The sequence below is a fragment of the Pandoraea sp. PE-S2R-1 genome (assembly GCF_002179865.1).
Taxonomy (GTDB): domain Bacteria; phylum Pseudomonadota; class Gammaproteobacteria; order Burkholderiales; family Burkholderiaceae; genus Pandoraea.
In genome coordinates, this window is sequence record NZ_NGUR01000007.1 from 181662 (window position 1) to 196681 (window position 15020).

Here is a 15020-nt window from a genome sequence, read left to right on the forward strand (position 1 = left end):
CGCCCGGGATACTGCCATTCTGGGCGGGGCTTACCCGCCGGTTTCGCACAACATCAGCAATCGGGAAGACAACGCTCATGGCCCAAGCCCACGTACTCGGACTGCCGCGCATTGGCGCGCAACGTGAACTCAAATTCGCTCAGGAGGCGTTTTGGCGCGGCGACATGGAGATCATGGCGTTGCAGGCCACCGGGCGCAGTGTTCGCGCGGCCAACCGCGCTGCCCAGCGTGCCGCCGGTCTCGACTGGATTACCGTCGGCGACTTTCATTGGTACGACCAGGTGCTCTCCGCGCTGGCGCTCGTCGGCGGTCTGCCGGGGCGTTTCGGTGCCAAGCCCGAGGCGCTCACGCTGAGCGACTACTTCACCGCCGCGCGCGGCAACGCGCAACACAGCGCGATGGAAATGACGAAGTGGTTCGATACGAACTACCACTACCTCGTGCCCGAGTATTCGTCGCAGACGCGCTTCGGCAAGGGCGTCGACTGGCTGTTCGAAGAAGTGGCCGAGGCGCTGATCGAGGGCACCAACGTCAAACCGGTGCTGCTCGGTCCGCTCTCGCTGCTGTTCCTAGGCAAAGAGAAGGGCGGGCTGGAGGATCGTCTGACGCTGCTGCCTGACCTGATCACGCAATACGTGCGGGTGCTCTCGCGCCTGAAGGCGCAGGGGGTGACGTGGGTGCAGATCGACGAGCCGATTTTCACGCTCGACTTGCCGGTGCGCTGGCGCGATGCGTTCGCACCTGCCTATGCCGAACTCGCCGACGTGGCGCCGTCGCTGCTGCTCACGACCTACTTCGGCGATGTCAGCGAGCATGCGGCGCTGCTCGCGTCGTTGCCCGTGGCTGGCGTGCATCTCGATGGGGTGCGCGCCCCGCAACAACTGGCCGCATTCGCCGCGTGCTGGCCGGCAGACAAAGTGCTGTCGGCAGGCGTCGTCGATGGCCGCAATGTCTGGCGCTGCGATCTGGCGCGCGCACGGGCAATGCTGATGCCGCTCGCCGAGCAACTGGGCGAGCGCTTGTGGGTGGCGTCGAGCTGCTCGCTCATGCACTGCCCGGTCGATCTGGCGAGCGAAGTGGGTCTGGATAAGGAAGTCCGCAAGTGGTTGGCGTTCGCCGTGCAGAAGCTGGGCGAAGTCGCGTTGCTGCGCCGTTCGCTCGACCCTGGCGAGTTTGCGTCGGCCGATGTGCGTGCCGCGTTTGTCGCTGATGGCACGGCTCAGGCAGAGCGCCGCACCTCGCCGCGAATTCACAACAGCGTGGTGCAAAAGCGGCTGGCGGCGCTGACCGATGCCGACGCGCGCCGTGCTTCGGCCTATCCGGTGCGTGCCGAGGCGCAACAGGCATGGCTCAAGCTGCCGGTGTTGCCGACGACAACGATCGGGTCGTTCCCGCAGACGCCCGCCATTCGCAGTGCCCGCGCCGACTTCAAGCGCCGCGCGATGACGCATCTGGATTATCTGGAAACGATGCGCGCGCAGATTCGTCTGGCGATTGAAAAGCAGGAAGCCTACGGCCTCGATGTGCTGACGCATGGCGAAGCCGAGCGCAACGACATGGTCGAGTATTTCGGCGATCTGCTCTGGGGTTTCGTGATCACCGAACACGGCTGGGTGCAGAGCTACGGCTCGCGATGCGTGAAGCCGCCGGTGATCTACGGCGATGTGTATCTGCCCGAGCCGATGACGGTGACGTGGAGCGCCTATGCGCAGAAGCTGACCGACAAGCCCGTCAAGGGCATGCTGACCGGCCCGGTGACGATGCTGCAATGGTCGTTCGTTCGCGATGATCAGTCGCGCGAACTGACGGCTTTGCAGATCGCGCTGGCGTTGCGCGAAGAAGTGGCGGCGCTGGAAAAGGCCGGTGTGCGCGTGATTCAGATCGACGAGCCGGCGCTGCGCGAAGGGCTGCCGCTGCACGCGAACGACTGGCCGGCGTATCTGGCGTGGGCTGTGCGGGCGTTCCGTGTGTGCTCGTCGGGCGTGGCAGATGACACGCAGATTCACACGCACATGTGCTATTCGGAATTTCAGGACATTCTGCCGTCGATTGCCGCGCTCGATGCCGACGTGATCTCGATTGAAGCGGCGCGCTCGGCGATGGAACTGCTGGGTGCCTTCGAAGCGTTCGAGTACCCGAACGAGATCGGCCCGGGCGTGTACGACAATCACTCGCCGCGCGTGCCGTCGCAGGCGGAGGTGGAGCGCCTGATCGAAGCTGCCCTGGCGCGTATTCCGGCCGAGCGATTGTGGGTCAATCCGGACTGCGGTCTGAAGACGCGTGACTGGGCGCAACTCGACGGCGCATTGACGAATCTCGTGGCGGCGGCAAAAGCGGTGCGGGAACGGTTGGGGCTGACGGCAACGGCACAGGCGGCCTGATTCGTCGGCTGATTTGGCTGATTCGGCTCAAAGGCCCCGGTCATGAAAAAAGGCGATGCGTATTTCTCGCATCGCCTTTTTCTTTACTGCGTCACCCCATCAGCGTGACTGCCCAGCCGTTCAGGCCAGCGCCTTCTCCACGATTTCGCGCACGTCTTTCGACAGTGCTTTGTGGTCCGCGACTTGCTGCAACGCGTCGCGCATACGGTCGCGCAGCGTCGGCGTGTACTTGCGCCAGCGGTCGAGTACGCGTGCGAGGCGTGCAGCGACTTGCGGGTTCAGGGCATCGAGCGACAGCACTTGTTCCGCCCAGTACTGATAGCCCGAGCCGTCGGCCGCGTGGAACTGCGCCGGGTTGCCGCTACAGAAGCTGAAAATCAACGAGCGTGCGCGGTTCGGGTTCTTGATCGTGAACGCCGGGTGGCGCATCAGCGCGCGCACCGCATCGATCACACAGTGACTGCCGTCACCGCGTTGCATGGCCTGCAAGGCAAACCATTTGTCGATGGCCAGCGCTTCGTGTTCAAAGCGCTGGTAGAAGTCGTCGAGCGCCTCGGCGGCGTGATTCTGACCATGCGCCGCATCGCCGTCACGCGCGGCACCGCCACGTTGCACGAGTGCCGCGAGGGCGGCGAAGCGGTCCGTCATGTTGTCGGCAGTGTCGTACTGCGTGCGGGCGGTTTGCGCCACGCCAGCGTCCGACAGCTCCATCAGATACGACAGCGCGAGGTTCTTCAGCGCGCGTTCGCCGGCCGATGCGGCGTCCGGGCGATAGGCACCCGGCACGCGGTGGTTGTGATACGCAGCCAGCCACTCGGTATGCAGCGAGGCGGCCAGACGCTGACGCAGATACTGACGCGCCGCATGAATCGCGGCGGGGTCGATCTCGCTCATCTGCTCGCCGAGATACGACTCGGCCGGCAGCGTAAGAGCTTGCGCGCGGAAGGCCGGGTCGAGCGTTTCGTCGCGCAGGACCTGACGGAAAGCTTCGAGCACGTAGCTGTCAACGCTCGGCAACTGGCCCATCTGAATCGATTCGACCAGTGCCAGCAACTGACGCGTGGCGAGGCGTTGGCCCGCTTCCCAGCGGTTGAACGGATCGCTGTCGTGCGCCATCAGGAACGCAAGTTCGTCGATGGTGTATTCGTGCTCCACGATGACCGGCGCAGAGAAACCGCGCAGCAACGAGGGCATCGGCGTGTGATCCACGTCCACGAACGTGAAGCTCTGACGCTCCTGCGTGAAGTCGAGCACGCGCGTGGTGGCGGCGGGGGCATCCGCCGGTTCACCGGCCAAACGCAGCGCCATGTCGCGGCCGTCGCGATCGAGCAGGCCCACGGCAAACGGAATATGGAACGGCTGTTTGACGAGCCCGCTGTCGTGCAATTCGACACCGACCTTCGGACAGCGTTGCGTGAGCGTGAGCGTATAGGTGCGTGCGGCTTCGTCGTAAGTGGCGTCAACCGTCACGCGCGGCGTACCGGCCTGGCTGTACCAGCGGCCGAATTGCGTCAGGTCGCGCTGATTGGCGTCGGCCATCGCGGCGCGGAAGTCGTCGCACGTCACGGCTTGACCGTCGTGACGCTCGAAGTACAGGTCCATGCCCTTGCGGAAGCCGTCGCGGCCGAGCAGCGTCTGATACATGCGCACGACTTCGGCGCCTTTCTCGTAGACGGTGACGGTGTAGAAATTGTTGATCTCGACGTAGCTCTCGGGGCGCACGGGGTGAGCCATCGGGCCCGCGTCCTCGGGGAACTGCGCTTGACGCAGCACGCGCACGTCGTCGATGCGCTTGACCGCGCGGCCCGAGTCCGAGCCCATCATGTCGGCCGAGAATTCCTGATCGCGGAACACCGTCAGGCCTTCCTTGAGACTCAACTGGAACCAGTCGCGGCAGGTCACGCGGTTGCCGGTCCAGTTATGGAAATACTCGTGGCCGACCACGGCTTCGATGTTGCCGAAGTCGTCATCCGTCGCGGTGGCGGCATCGGCCAGCACATACTTCGTGTTGAAGATGTTCAGGCCCTTGTTTTCCATCGCGCCCATGTTGAAGTCGCTCACGGCGACGATCATGAAGCGGTCGAGATCGAGCACGCGGCCGAAGCGCGTTTCGTCCCAGCGGATGGAATTGATGAGCGAGTCCATCGCGTGTTCGGTCTTGTCGAGGTCTTGCGGCTGGACCCAGACCTGCAACAGCTTCTCGCGGCCATCGCCGGCCACGATGCGCGCTTCGCGGCACACCAGACGGCCTGCGACCAACGCGAACAGGTAGCTCGGCTTCTTGAACGGGTCGTCCCAGATCGCGAAGTGGCGGCCGTCGGGCAAATCGCCCTTGTCGATCAGGTTGCCGTTGGCGAGCAGAACCGGATACGCTTCGCGATCGGCGCGCAGCGTGACGGTGTAGGTCGCCATCACATCCGGACGGTCGAGGAAGTAGGTGATCTTGCGAAAGCCTTCGGCTTCGCATTGGGTGAAGAAATTTCCGCCCGACACGTACAAGCCCATCAGCGACGTGTTCTCCTGCGGGCAACAACGCGTGACGAGCGTGAGTTCGAACGCTTCGGGCGGTGTCTCGACGGTGAGCGTCTCTTCGCCGGTGCGGTAGCCGCTCCACGGCTTGCCGTCGACTTCTAGGCTCACCAGTTGCAGGCCCTGACCGACCAGTTCGAGATCGCTGCCCGCGCCTGCCGGGTTGCGATGCACGCGCAGGCGGCTGGTCACGGTGGTGACGTCGGGAGCGAGGTCGAAGTCGAGTTGGACGGTGTCGATCAGGTACGCCGGAGGCGTATAGTCGGAGCGCTGAATAAGGCCAGCGATATCGGTTCTGAGCATGGACGGTGATTTTGCGGACGGCCAAGGATTCACAAATTGTAACGGATTGCCGCGTTTTGGCTCGTCACTTGGTGCAACGTCGAAAAATTTGGAGAATTTTGCCCGTGCCGAACCGTCAAAGATTCGGGAGGTGCACGAGGCACCGTCCTATGCTTAAATCGGCGCGAGGGGCGCGCTTTGCCGTACTTGGCATTTCTCTGGAGCAGTGAATCATGTGGAAAAGATGGGGAATGGCGACGCTGGTCGCTGCCAGCGCCATGCTGGCCGGTTGTGCCAGCACGGTCACGAGCCAGGTGACCGCGTTTGGCGACTCGCCGGGCTTTGATGGGCCGCGCACTTACGCGCTCACGCGTACCCCGGAGCAGCAGAACAATCAGGAGCACGCGACCTACGAGCAGTGGCTGCGCAACCGGCTGGCCGGTGACGGTTTCGCCGAGCAAAGCCCGTCGTCGGCTCACTATCTGGTGGGCATGAGCTATGGCATCAGTCAGCAGATGATGCGCGTGGCCGAGCCGGCCTACGACCCGATGTTTGCACGGGGGCCGTGGGGACCTTGGGGACGTCCGTGGGGCTGGTACGGTTACCCGTATGGCGGCGCGATGCCGGCCTACATCGAGCGTGACTATCCGTATGCGCTCAAGGGGCTGCAACTGCGCTTTACCGATCGGGCGAGCGGCAAGGAGGTGTATCGCGTGTCGGCCGAGACGAGCGATGGGGGCACGTCGCTGGCATCCACCATGCCGTACCTGATCGATGCGGCGCTCAAGCAGTTGCCGTTCCCGAGCGGGCGCACGGTCAACGTGGAGCAGAAAGTCGGACAGTGATGGGTGAGGGCGCAGCACGGCAGGCCGTGTGCAGCGCTGTCATGTGACAGGTTGCGCAAACGCCGGGCAGGGCGTCGTGCCGCTGAAAGCGCGGCGCGACACCTTGCCCGGCGTTTTTGTTTTTCTGCGTTACTGCATCAGCGTGATGATGCCGAGCACCAGGAAGATGACGGCGGCCACCGCGTGGACGGCGCGCGTGGGCAGGCGTCCCGAGAACTTGTGGCCGACCAGCACGGCGGGCACGTTGGCGAGCATCATGCCGAGCGTGGTGCCGGCGACCACGCCGAAGAAGTCCTGATAGCGCGCGGCGAGCATCACCGTGGCGATCTGCGTCTTGTCGCCCATTTCGGCGATGAAGAACGTCAGCACGGTGGAGGCAAACACGCCGAGCTTGCGCTTGGTGTTGGCGTCTTCGTCGTCGACCTTGTCGGGAATCAGAATCCAGATCGCCATGCCGATGAACGACGTGACGACGGCCCACTTCATGATCGACGGGCTGATGGCGGTCGACAGCCATTCGCCCAGCGCACCGGCGAAGCCGTGATTGACGAGCGTGGCGACGAGAATGCCAAGAATGATCGGCACGGGCTTTTTAAAGCGCGCAGCGAGAACGAGGGCCAGCAGTTGGGTTTTGTCGCCGATTTCGGCGAGACCGACGACGCCGGTCGAGATGAGGAATGGGGACACCTTATTTTTTCTCCGCCGGGCCACGTTGATGCGAGCCAATGACAATGCATCCCGGCCCGGTTGGCGGAAGCATCGTCATCGGTCTCGCCAGGCCCTTCGGCTGCGCACGCCATAGCCGAAATCGGCCAAGTCTGTTGACGTACGCCCCTGCCGGTACACGCACTACTCGCAATACACGATGTGCACGACAGGGCGGCTACTCCCCAATGAATCGGAGCGGATTATAGCATCGGATTCGTGACACGCAAGTGATGGCGCGCACACCGTGGGGCAATTTGCCGCGCAGGGAGTCCGCGACCGGAAAGCAAAAAAGGGCGGCCGAAGCCGCCCAAGGAGATCCCCGACCGCATGCCCCTTGCGCACGGTCGGCGACCGCGGGGGAACGTGCGCCGCGCCAAGGCGGCGGCGTACGTTTCCTCGCGAAAGCAATGCAACAGCGTCATGCACGGGCTCAATGCGCAAACATCAGCGCCTCGATGTCAGTGCGCCGCGCGTCGATGCACCGGCTTGCCGGCGGCATACGTCGTGGCAATGGCACGGTCGTCGCCGAGCATCGCGAACGCGAACAGCAACTCTTCGAGCGACTCGGCCAGCGCAGAACGGCGGGCGAGCAACGGCGTCGCCTTCGGATCGAGCACCACGAAGTCGGCTTCCGCCCCGACTGCCAGCGTGCCGATCGTGCCGTGCAGATCGAGCGCGTGTGCGGCGCCTTCGGTGGCCAGATAGAACATGCGCTCAGCCGTGAGGTGATAGCCCGACAAGCGCGCGACCTTGTGCGCTTCGTTCATCGTTTGCAGCATCGAGAACGTGGAGCCGCCGCCCACATCGGTGGCAAGCGTCACCGGCATGCGCGTGGCTTCGGCCGACGCGAAGTCGAACAGGCCGCTGCCGAGGAACTGGTTCGACGTCGGGCAATGTGCCGCGACGGTGCCGGTCTCGAACATGCGGCGGCGGTCGTGGTCGTCGAGCCAGATGCAATGGCCGTATACGGCACGCCGGCGCAGCAGCTTGTAGTGGTCGTACACGTCGAGATAGCTGCGATGGCCCGGGAACAGCGAGCGCACCCATTCCACTTCGTCGGTGTTCTCGGCAACGTGGCTCTGGATGAACACGTCCTGATAGCGCTGCGCGAGTTCGCCGCACACGCCGAGCTGGGCTTCGGTCGAAGTCGGGGCGAAACGCGGCGTCAGGGCGTACATCTGGCGGCCGTGGTTGTGCCAGCGCTGGATCAACGTCTCGCTGTCGCGGCCGCCGCTCTCGGCGGTATCGCGCAGGAATTCCGGACAGTTGCGATCCATCATCACCTTGCCGGCAATCATGCGCAGGTTGCGCGCATCGCTCGCCTTGAAGAAGGCATCCGCCGAACCCGGGTGCACCGTGCAGTACACGAGCGCCGTGGTCGTGCCGCCGCGCAGCAGTTCATCGAGGAAGAACTGAGCGACGTCGGCCGCGTATTCCGGGTTCTCGAAGCGGCGTTCGGTCGGGAACGTGTACTTTTCGAGCCACGGCAGCAGGCCGGGGGCAGGCGACGCGATCATGTCGGTCTGCGGATAGTGAATGTGCGTGTCGATGAAGCCCGGCGTGACGATCTTGTCGCGCAGGTCGTCGATGGGCGTACCCGGCGGCAGCGTGGGCGCCACCTTGGCGTAGTCGCCCACGGCGGTGATGCGGCCGTTTTCGTACGCGACGATGCCGTCGGTGTGGTGCACCGTACCGGGCGTGCCGTCGAGGTAGGCGCGTGCCGGGTCGTGCGTGAAGTAGACCAGTTGCGCGCGTACGGCGCGCAAGGCTTGGGTCGTGGTGGACATTTGCAGGGTCCTTATGTCGTTACATTTGCGTGAGCAGCAGCACTGCCAGCGCGGCGACGATCCACATCGCCGGCTTGATTTCCTTCGCGCGCCCGGTGAACAGCTTGAGCACGACGAAAGCGAGGAAGCTGTAAGCGATGCCGTCGGTAATCGAGTACGAAATCGGGATCATCACGAGCGCGATGAAGCTCGGGATGGCCTCGTCCATGCGGTGCCATTCGATGCGGGCGACGGACTCCATCATGAACACGCCGACCAGAATCAGCGCCGGCGCGGTCGCGATGGCGGGCACCAGCGAGAGCATCGGCGAGAGGAACAGGAACGGCAGGAACATCAACGCGCAAACGACCGCCGTGAGACCCGTGCGTCCGCCTTGGGCGATGCCCGCGGCCGACTCGATGTAGGCGTTGGCCGGGCTCGTACCGAGCGGGCCGGAAATCAGCACCGAGAACGAATCGACGATCATGGCCTGACGCATGTTGCGCGGATTGCCGTCGCGATCCTTCATGTTACCGGCTTCGGCAATGCTCATGAAGGTCGAGAGGGTATCAAAGAACGCGGTGAACAGCATCACGAAGATGAACGGCAGATACGCGACTTTCAACGCACCCAGCAGGTCGAGCTGGCCGATGCCGGAGAAATCGGGCGCCGCGAAGAAGCCGTGGAAGTTCACGAGCGTGGCGGTAGCGATTTCCTTGGGGAAGTACGCGGTGCCGTCGCCCCAGAAACGGCCGATCGGAATGGCCATCAGCGTGGTGACGACGATACCGATCATCAGCGCGCCGTTAACCCGGCGGGCGACCAGCACGGTGGTCAGTGCCAGCCCGATCAGGAAAGTGACGGTCGGCGGCGACAGATGCGCGAGACGCACGACGGTGACCGGGTCGCTCACGACGAGCTTGGCGTTGACCAGCCCGATCACGGTGATGAACAGGCCGATGCCGCACGAGATGGCGTAGCGCAGATTGGCCGGAATGGCATCGACGACGAAGCGTCGCACGTTCAGCGCCGCGAGCAGCGCGAACAGAATGCCCGACCAGAACACGCAGCCCAGCGCGGTCTGCCACGGCATGCCGACGCCATGCACCATGGTGAAGGCGAACAGGGCATTGAGGCCCATGCCGGGGGCAACGAGCACCGGGTTACGGGCATACAGGCCCATGGCGCAGCTGCCGAAGAAGCTGATGAGCACAGTGGCCGTCAGCGCGGCCGGGAACGCCATGCCGGTCTTCGACAGAATGGCCGGGTTCACGACGATGATGTACATCGCTGCGAGGAAGGTGGTGATACCCGCTATCACTTCCGTACGGAACGTCGATCCGAGTGCTGTGATACCGAAATAACGATCGAGTGCCGATGCAGGCTGCGCGCCCGCCACGCGCGTGGTGTCTTGTGCCGCTTCGGGCGCGGCGCTGCCTGCCGGGGGGCTGAGCGATGAGTCCATGGGGTGTTGTCTCCGATGTTCTTAGATGTCGTGTGCCTCTTTGACGTCGCCGGTGTGGGGGCACCGGGATGCGCGCATTTGGGCACGCTCGAAAAATAGCATTCACGTCTGGTGAAAATATTCCTTATGCGGAATGTCGGACATCATCCGGGGCTAATACATCGTGCCGACATTCCCGGGGAATCGCGCTGGTTCTCAATACGGTGTCTCACATTCCCACCGTTGGTATTGGCTGAAGGATTGCCGTGCGCCGATCACCATAAAAAAAAGCCCGAAAATGATTCGGGCGTTTTTTTGATCGCGTGGTGCTGAATATGCGCTTAATTCACACGCGATTTACGCTTAAGTCGCGTTGGCCGCGCGGAATTTCGCCAATTCGCTGATTAACGCGTTTTTCTCGCTGTCATTGATGAACGACGCCTCAAAGCTGTTTTGCGCCAGCGTGTATGCATCGTCCATCGTCATGTCGAGCGCATGGAAGGTCGCGAGGAAGTTTTCATTCAGATAGCCGCCGAAATACGCCGGATCATCGGAATTGATCGTCACGGCCAAGCCTCGTTTCAACAACTGATGCAGGGTGTGCTGGCCCATGTCCTCGAACACTTTCAAACGCACATTCGATAGCGGGCACACCGTCAACGCGATCTTTTCGCGTGCGAGTCGCTCAAGCAAGGCCTCGTCTTCGATGGCACGCACGCCGTGATCGACGCGCTCGACTTGCAGGGTGTCCAGCGCTTCGTAGATGTAGGCGGGCGGGCCTTCTTCGCCGGCATGCGCGACGATGCGCAAGCCCAGCGCCCGGCAGCGCTCGAACACGCGTGTGAATTTGGTCGGCGGGTGCCCCTGTTCCGAGGAATCGAGCCCGACGCCGATCAGACGATGTCCGTGGCTGTTGAAGTACGGCAGGGCGGTTTCCAGCGTCTGCAACGCATCTTCTTCCGACAAGTGCCGCAGGAAACACAGGATCAGGCGGCTCGTGATGCCGTGCTGCGTCTCGGCTTCGGCCAACGCGCGTTCGATGCCGTTGATCACCGTCTCGATGGACACACCGCGCGCCGTATGCGTCTGCGGATCGAAGAAGATTTCGGTGTGACGGATGTTGTCTTGCGCAGCGCGTGCAATGTAGGCGCGCGTCATGTCGCAGAAATCGTCCTCGGTCAGCAGGACGCTCGCGCCCGCGTAATAGATGTCGAGGAACGATTGCAGATCGGTGAAGGCGTACGCGTCGCGCAAGGCCTCCACATTGGCGTACGGCAGCGTGACGCCATTGCGCTGGGCCAACTTGAAAATCAGCTCGGGCTCCAGCGTGCCTTCGATATGCACATGCAGCTCGGCCTTGGGCATGGCACAGATAGTCTTGGCTTGTTCTGGCGTGAGTGGCATGGAATTGGGTGTTGTCGTTGGGGGATTGGGCGGGATTCTACCGTCGCAGGCCTGTGCCGGTCACGCGCGTCGCGCAGGCAGCGGCGCGTGCGATGAAACGCCGGGACGTGCCGGCGGGCAGCTACCGGGGCAAACAGGGCGAAAATCGGGCCAAAGCCTTGCGAGGCAGGCGCTCAGATCGACACGCCGGCACGTTCGGAGGCGGTGGCAGCGGTGTCGCCGTGGCTGCTGACAGCGTTGGCCGTATTGCCCGCTGGTGCGCTCAGATGCATTTGTTGCTCGCGCACCCGCAGCAACTGCGCGGCAACGGCAATGGCGATCGTCGCCGGGGCCTTGCCGGTGATGCCTGCCACGCCGATCGGGCAGATCATCTGCTCGAAACGCTCGGGCGGCACGCCCCGGTCGCGCAGCCGGTGCTCGAACTGGCGGCGCTTGGTCATGGAGCCGATCAGCCCGAAGTAGGCAAAATCGTCACGCTTGAAGATTTCCTCGCACAGCCGCTGGTCAAGCGCGTGGTTGTGCGTCATGACGAGGAAAAACGCGCCCGGCGGCGCTTCCGCCACGACAGACTCGGGCGTGTCGGTGGATTCGACCGTGGTGTTGGGCGGTACGGTGTCGGGGAACGTCTCGTGGCGCTCGTCGGCCCACGTCACACGGCAGGGCAGCGTCGCGAGCACCTGCACGATGGCTTGGCCAACGTGACCGGCCCCGAACAGCACGATATGAAAGTCGCTCGGTGCAAGACGCTCGCTCAGCCACAACCAGCCGTCGCTGCCTTGCCAGAAGGCGCACGCGGCGTCGTCGGCGTCGCGTGTGAGCGTGTGCGGATGCGCCAGCGGTTCGCTGGCATCGAGTTCGGTCAGCAACACCGGGCCGCCTTGCTGCTGGCTGGCCACGGCGTTGGCACCGGGGGCGCCGAAAGCCACGCTGCGCAGGCTCGATTCGCCCGCGCTCAGCCGCTTATGCAACGCGCTGACCCACGCCAGATCGGTGAGTGTCAGCACTTCAAAGGCGAGCGTGACGGCACCGCCGCAGCACTGGCCCAGACTCGGGCCGAGGGCGAAGCGCTCGACGTGCCGCCCGCCCTGTTGCCCGTACTGTTTGAGCAGTTGACGCGCGACTTCCATCGCGCGCCATTCGAGATGGCCGCCGCCAATGGTTTCCCACACGTGCTCGCGGGTCACGAGCAAATGCGTGCCCGCTTCACGCGGGGCCGAGCCTTCGACGCGCGCGATCGTGACCAATACGGCGGCTTCACCGCGCGCGAGCAGTTTGTGGGCGGCGTCGACCCAGCGATGCATCAGCCGGCGCTCCGCGTGCGCAACTCGGTAATCGCCATGAGCAGCGCCTCGGAGGTGGCCGGCGCATTGAGCACCGGTTCGTCGCGATGGTCGTTCACGCTGGCGACGGCGTCGCGCAACGCATTGAACACGGAGAACGGCAGCAACAGCGGCGGTTCGCCCACGGCCTTCGAGCGATGGATCGAGTCCATCACGTTGGTGTTATCGAACAGCGCCACGCGGAAGTCGGTCGGGCAGTCGCTGATCCCCGGGATCTTGTACGTCGACGGCGCATGCGTCATCAACTTGCCGTCCTTGTTCCACCACAACTCTTCGGTGGTCAGCCAGCCCATGCCTTGAATAAACGCGCCTTCGACCTGCCCGATGTCGAGCGCCGGATTGATCGACTTGCCGGCGTCGTGCAGCACGTCGGCACGCAGCAGGCGCCATTCGCCGGTCAGCGTGTCGAGCACGACTTCGGACACGGCCGCGCCGTAGGCGAAGTAGTAGAACGGATTGCCGTTCATCTTCGCCGCATCCCACGAGAGGCCCGGCGTGGCGTAGAAGCCGTCGGACCACAGCTGCACGCGCGCCCAGTAGGCCGCTTCCACGAGATCGGGGAACGCGACTTCATTGCCGTTGGCGGTCACGACATCGTTGGCGAACTGCACGTCGTCGGCCGAGCCGCCGTATTTCTGCGCGGCAAAGGCGGCCAGCCGCTGGCGAATCTGCCACGCGGCATTCTGCGCGGCCTTGCCGTTCAGGTCGGCTCCGGTCGACGCTGCCGTTGCGGAGGTGTTGGCGACCTTGCTGGTGTCGGTTGCCGTCACGCGAACGTGCGAGAGATCGACACCCAGCTCGTGCGCGACGACTTGCGCGACCTTGGTGTTCAGCCCTTGCCCCATCTCGGTGCCGCCGTGATTGACCAGCATCGAGCCGTCACGGTAGACGTGCACCAGCGCACCGGCCTGATTGAAGGCCTGCACGTTGAACGAGATACCGAACTTGAGCGGCGTGAGTGCCAGCCCTTTGCGCAGCACCGGGCTCGTGCGATTGAACGCGTTCACGGCGTCGCGGCGTGCGCGATAGTCGCTGGTCGTTTCCAACTCGCTGACCAGCTCGTGAATGATGTTGTCCTTCACGGTCTGCCCGTACGGCGTGGTGTTGCGATCGGTGGTGCCGTAGAAGTTGACGCGGCGCACGTCGAGGGCGTCTTTACCCAGACGGCGTGCGATGGCGTCCTGCAACACTTCCATGATCAGTGCGCCCTGCGGGCCGCCAAATCCACGGAAAGCGGTGTTCGACTGCGTGTTGGTCTTGCCGCACAGCGCCCGCAGATCGGCATCGGGCACGTAGTAGGCATTGTCGAAGTGGCAGATCGCGCGCGTGGCGACCGGGCCCGACAGGTCGGCGGAGAAGCCCGCGCGCAGCGTCATGTCGACCTTCGCGCCGGTGATGCGGCCGGTGTCGTCGAAGCCCACGTCGTACTCGAAGTAGAAGCCGTGACGCTTGCCGGTCATCATGAAGTCGTCGTCGCGATCGAGACGCAGCTTCACGGGGCGCTTGAGGCGCGTGGCGCACAGCGCCGCGACGCACGCAAACAAACCCGATTGCGATTCCTTGCCGCCAAAGCCGCCGCCCATGCGACGGCATTCGACCAGCACCTGATGGCTGTGCCAGTGCAACGCGTGCGAGACCAGCATCTGCATTTCGGTCGGGTGCTGGGTCGAGCAGTAGACGTGCACGCCGTCGTTTTCTTTCGGAATGGCGTACGAAATCTGCCCTTCGAGATAGAACTGCTCCTGCCCGTTGCATTCGAACGTGCCCGTCAGGCGGTTCGGCGAGGCTTGCAACGCCGCATCGGCATCGCCACGGCGCAGGTGATACGGCGGCAACACGCCGGCGCCTGCGGCCTTGGCCGCCTGCGGCGTAAGAATGGACGGCAGATCTTCGTATTCGCCCTTGGCGAGACGTGCAGCACGGCGCGCCGCGTCATGCGATTCGGCGACGACGGCAAACATCGGCTGACCGATGTATTGCACGATGCCGTCGGCGAGAATCGGATCGTCGTGAATGACCGGACCGCAATCGTTCACGCCGGGAATGTCGGCGGCGGTCAGCACGGCGACCACGCCCGGCGCTTTGCGCACGGCGTCGAGATCGAGCGACAGAATGCGCGCGTGCGCCTTGGGCGACGGGCCCAGTGCGCAGTGCAGCGTGCCTTGGACTTCGGGGATGTCGTCGGTGTAAGTGGCTTCGCCAGCCACGTGGAGGACGGCCGATTCGTGCGGACGCGAGCGGCCCACCTGGGCGCTCGATGCCGTGGTGGTACCGGTCTGCGTCATGAAGCCTTCAACTTGCGTGTTCATGGGCGGCTCCGG

9 protein-coding genes and 1 riboswitch are annotated in these 15020 nt (G+C 64.0%); of the genes, 2 read left to right on the forward strand and 7 right to left on the reverse strand.

Annotated elements, in window-relative coordinates:
• The first annotated feature begins 77 nt into the window (after positions 1 to 77).
• On the forward strand, positions 78 to 2381 hold the full coding sequence (gene metE / locus CDV44_RS03510) for a 5-methyltetrahydropteroyltriglutamate--homocysteine S-methyltransferase (protein WP_087686688.1): 2304 nt from the start codon (positions 78 to 80) through the stop codon (positions 2379 to 2381).
• A gap of 120 nt (positions 2382 to 2501) precedes the next feature.
• Here metE and pepN read toward each other — a convergent pair whose 3' ends face one another.
• Positions 2502 to 5213: an aminopeptidase N gene (gene pepN / locus CDV44_RS03515; protein WP_087686689.1), complete on the reverse strand. Its 2712-nt coding sequence runs from the start codon at positions 5211 to 5213 to the stop codon at positions 2502 to 2504.
• 212 nt (positions 5214 to 5425) lie between these two features.
• Here pepN and CDV44_RS03520 point away from each other — a divergent pair, with 212 nt between their 5' ends.
• The gene (locus CDV44_RS03520; protein WP_064675049.1) at positions 5426 to 6037 is read left to right on the forward strand and encodes a DUF4136 domain-containing protein; all 612 of its coding nucleotides are present in this window, start codon (positions 5426 to 5428) and stop codon (positions 6035 to 6037) included.
• A 129-nt stretch (positions 6038 to 6166) separates the two neighbouring features.
• Here CDV44_RS03520 and CDV44_RS03525 read toward each other — a convergent pair whose 3' ends face one another.
• From CDV44_RS03525 to xdhB, 6 genes are all read right to left on the reverse strand, one after another.
• A complete protein-coding gene (locus CDV44_RS03525) occupies positions 6167 to 6724 on the reverse strand; it encodes a TMEM165/GDT1 family protein (RefSeq protein WP_058377826.1) in 558 nt (185 codons plus the stop codon).
• Between the two features lie 28 nt (positions 6725 to 6752).
• Positions 6753 to 6941, reverse strand: a riboswitch (yybP-ykoY riboswitch).
• Between the two features lie 262 nt (positions 6942 to 7203).
• Positions 7204 to 8532: a guanine deaminase gene (gene guaD / locus CDV44_RS03530; RefSeq protein WP_087686690.1), complete on the reverse strand. Its 1329-nt coding sequence runs from the start codon at positions 8530 to 8532 to the stop codon at positions 7204 to 7206.
• A 19-nt stretch (positions 8533 to 8551) separates the two neighbouring features.
• The gene (locus CDV44_RS03535) at positions 8552 to 9976 is read right to left on the reverse strand and encodes an NCS2 family permease (protein ID WP_249277391.1); all 1425 of its coding nucleotides are present in this window, start codon (positions 9974 to 9976) and stop codon (positions 8552 to 8554) included.
• Positions 9977 to 10318: 342 nt separating this feature from the next.
• A complete protein-coding gene (locus CDV44_RS03540) occupies positions 10319 to 11359 on the reverse strand; it encodes an adenosine deaminase (protein WP_087686691.1) in 1041 nt (346 codons plus the stop codon).
• A gap of 173 nt (positions 11360 to 11532) precedes the next feature.
• Positions 11533 to 12660, reverse strand: coding sequence for a xanthine dehydrogenase accessory protein XdhC (xdhC, locus tag CDV44_RS03545; protein WP_212677071.1), 1128 nt, complete (start codon positions 12658 to 12660; stop codon positions 11533 to 11535).
• The gene (gene xdhB / locus CDV44_RS03550) at positions 12660 to 15008 is read right to left on the reverse strand and encodes a xanthine dehydrogenase molybdopterin binding subunit (RefSeq protein WP_058377832.1); all 2349 of its coding nucleotides are present in this window, start codon (positions 15006 to 15008) and stop codon (positions 12660 to 12662) included. The genes xdhC and xdhB overlap by 1 nt, the downstream gene beginning before the upstream one ends.
• Positions 15009 to 15020 lie beyond the last annotated feature (12 nt).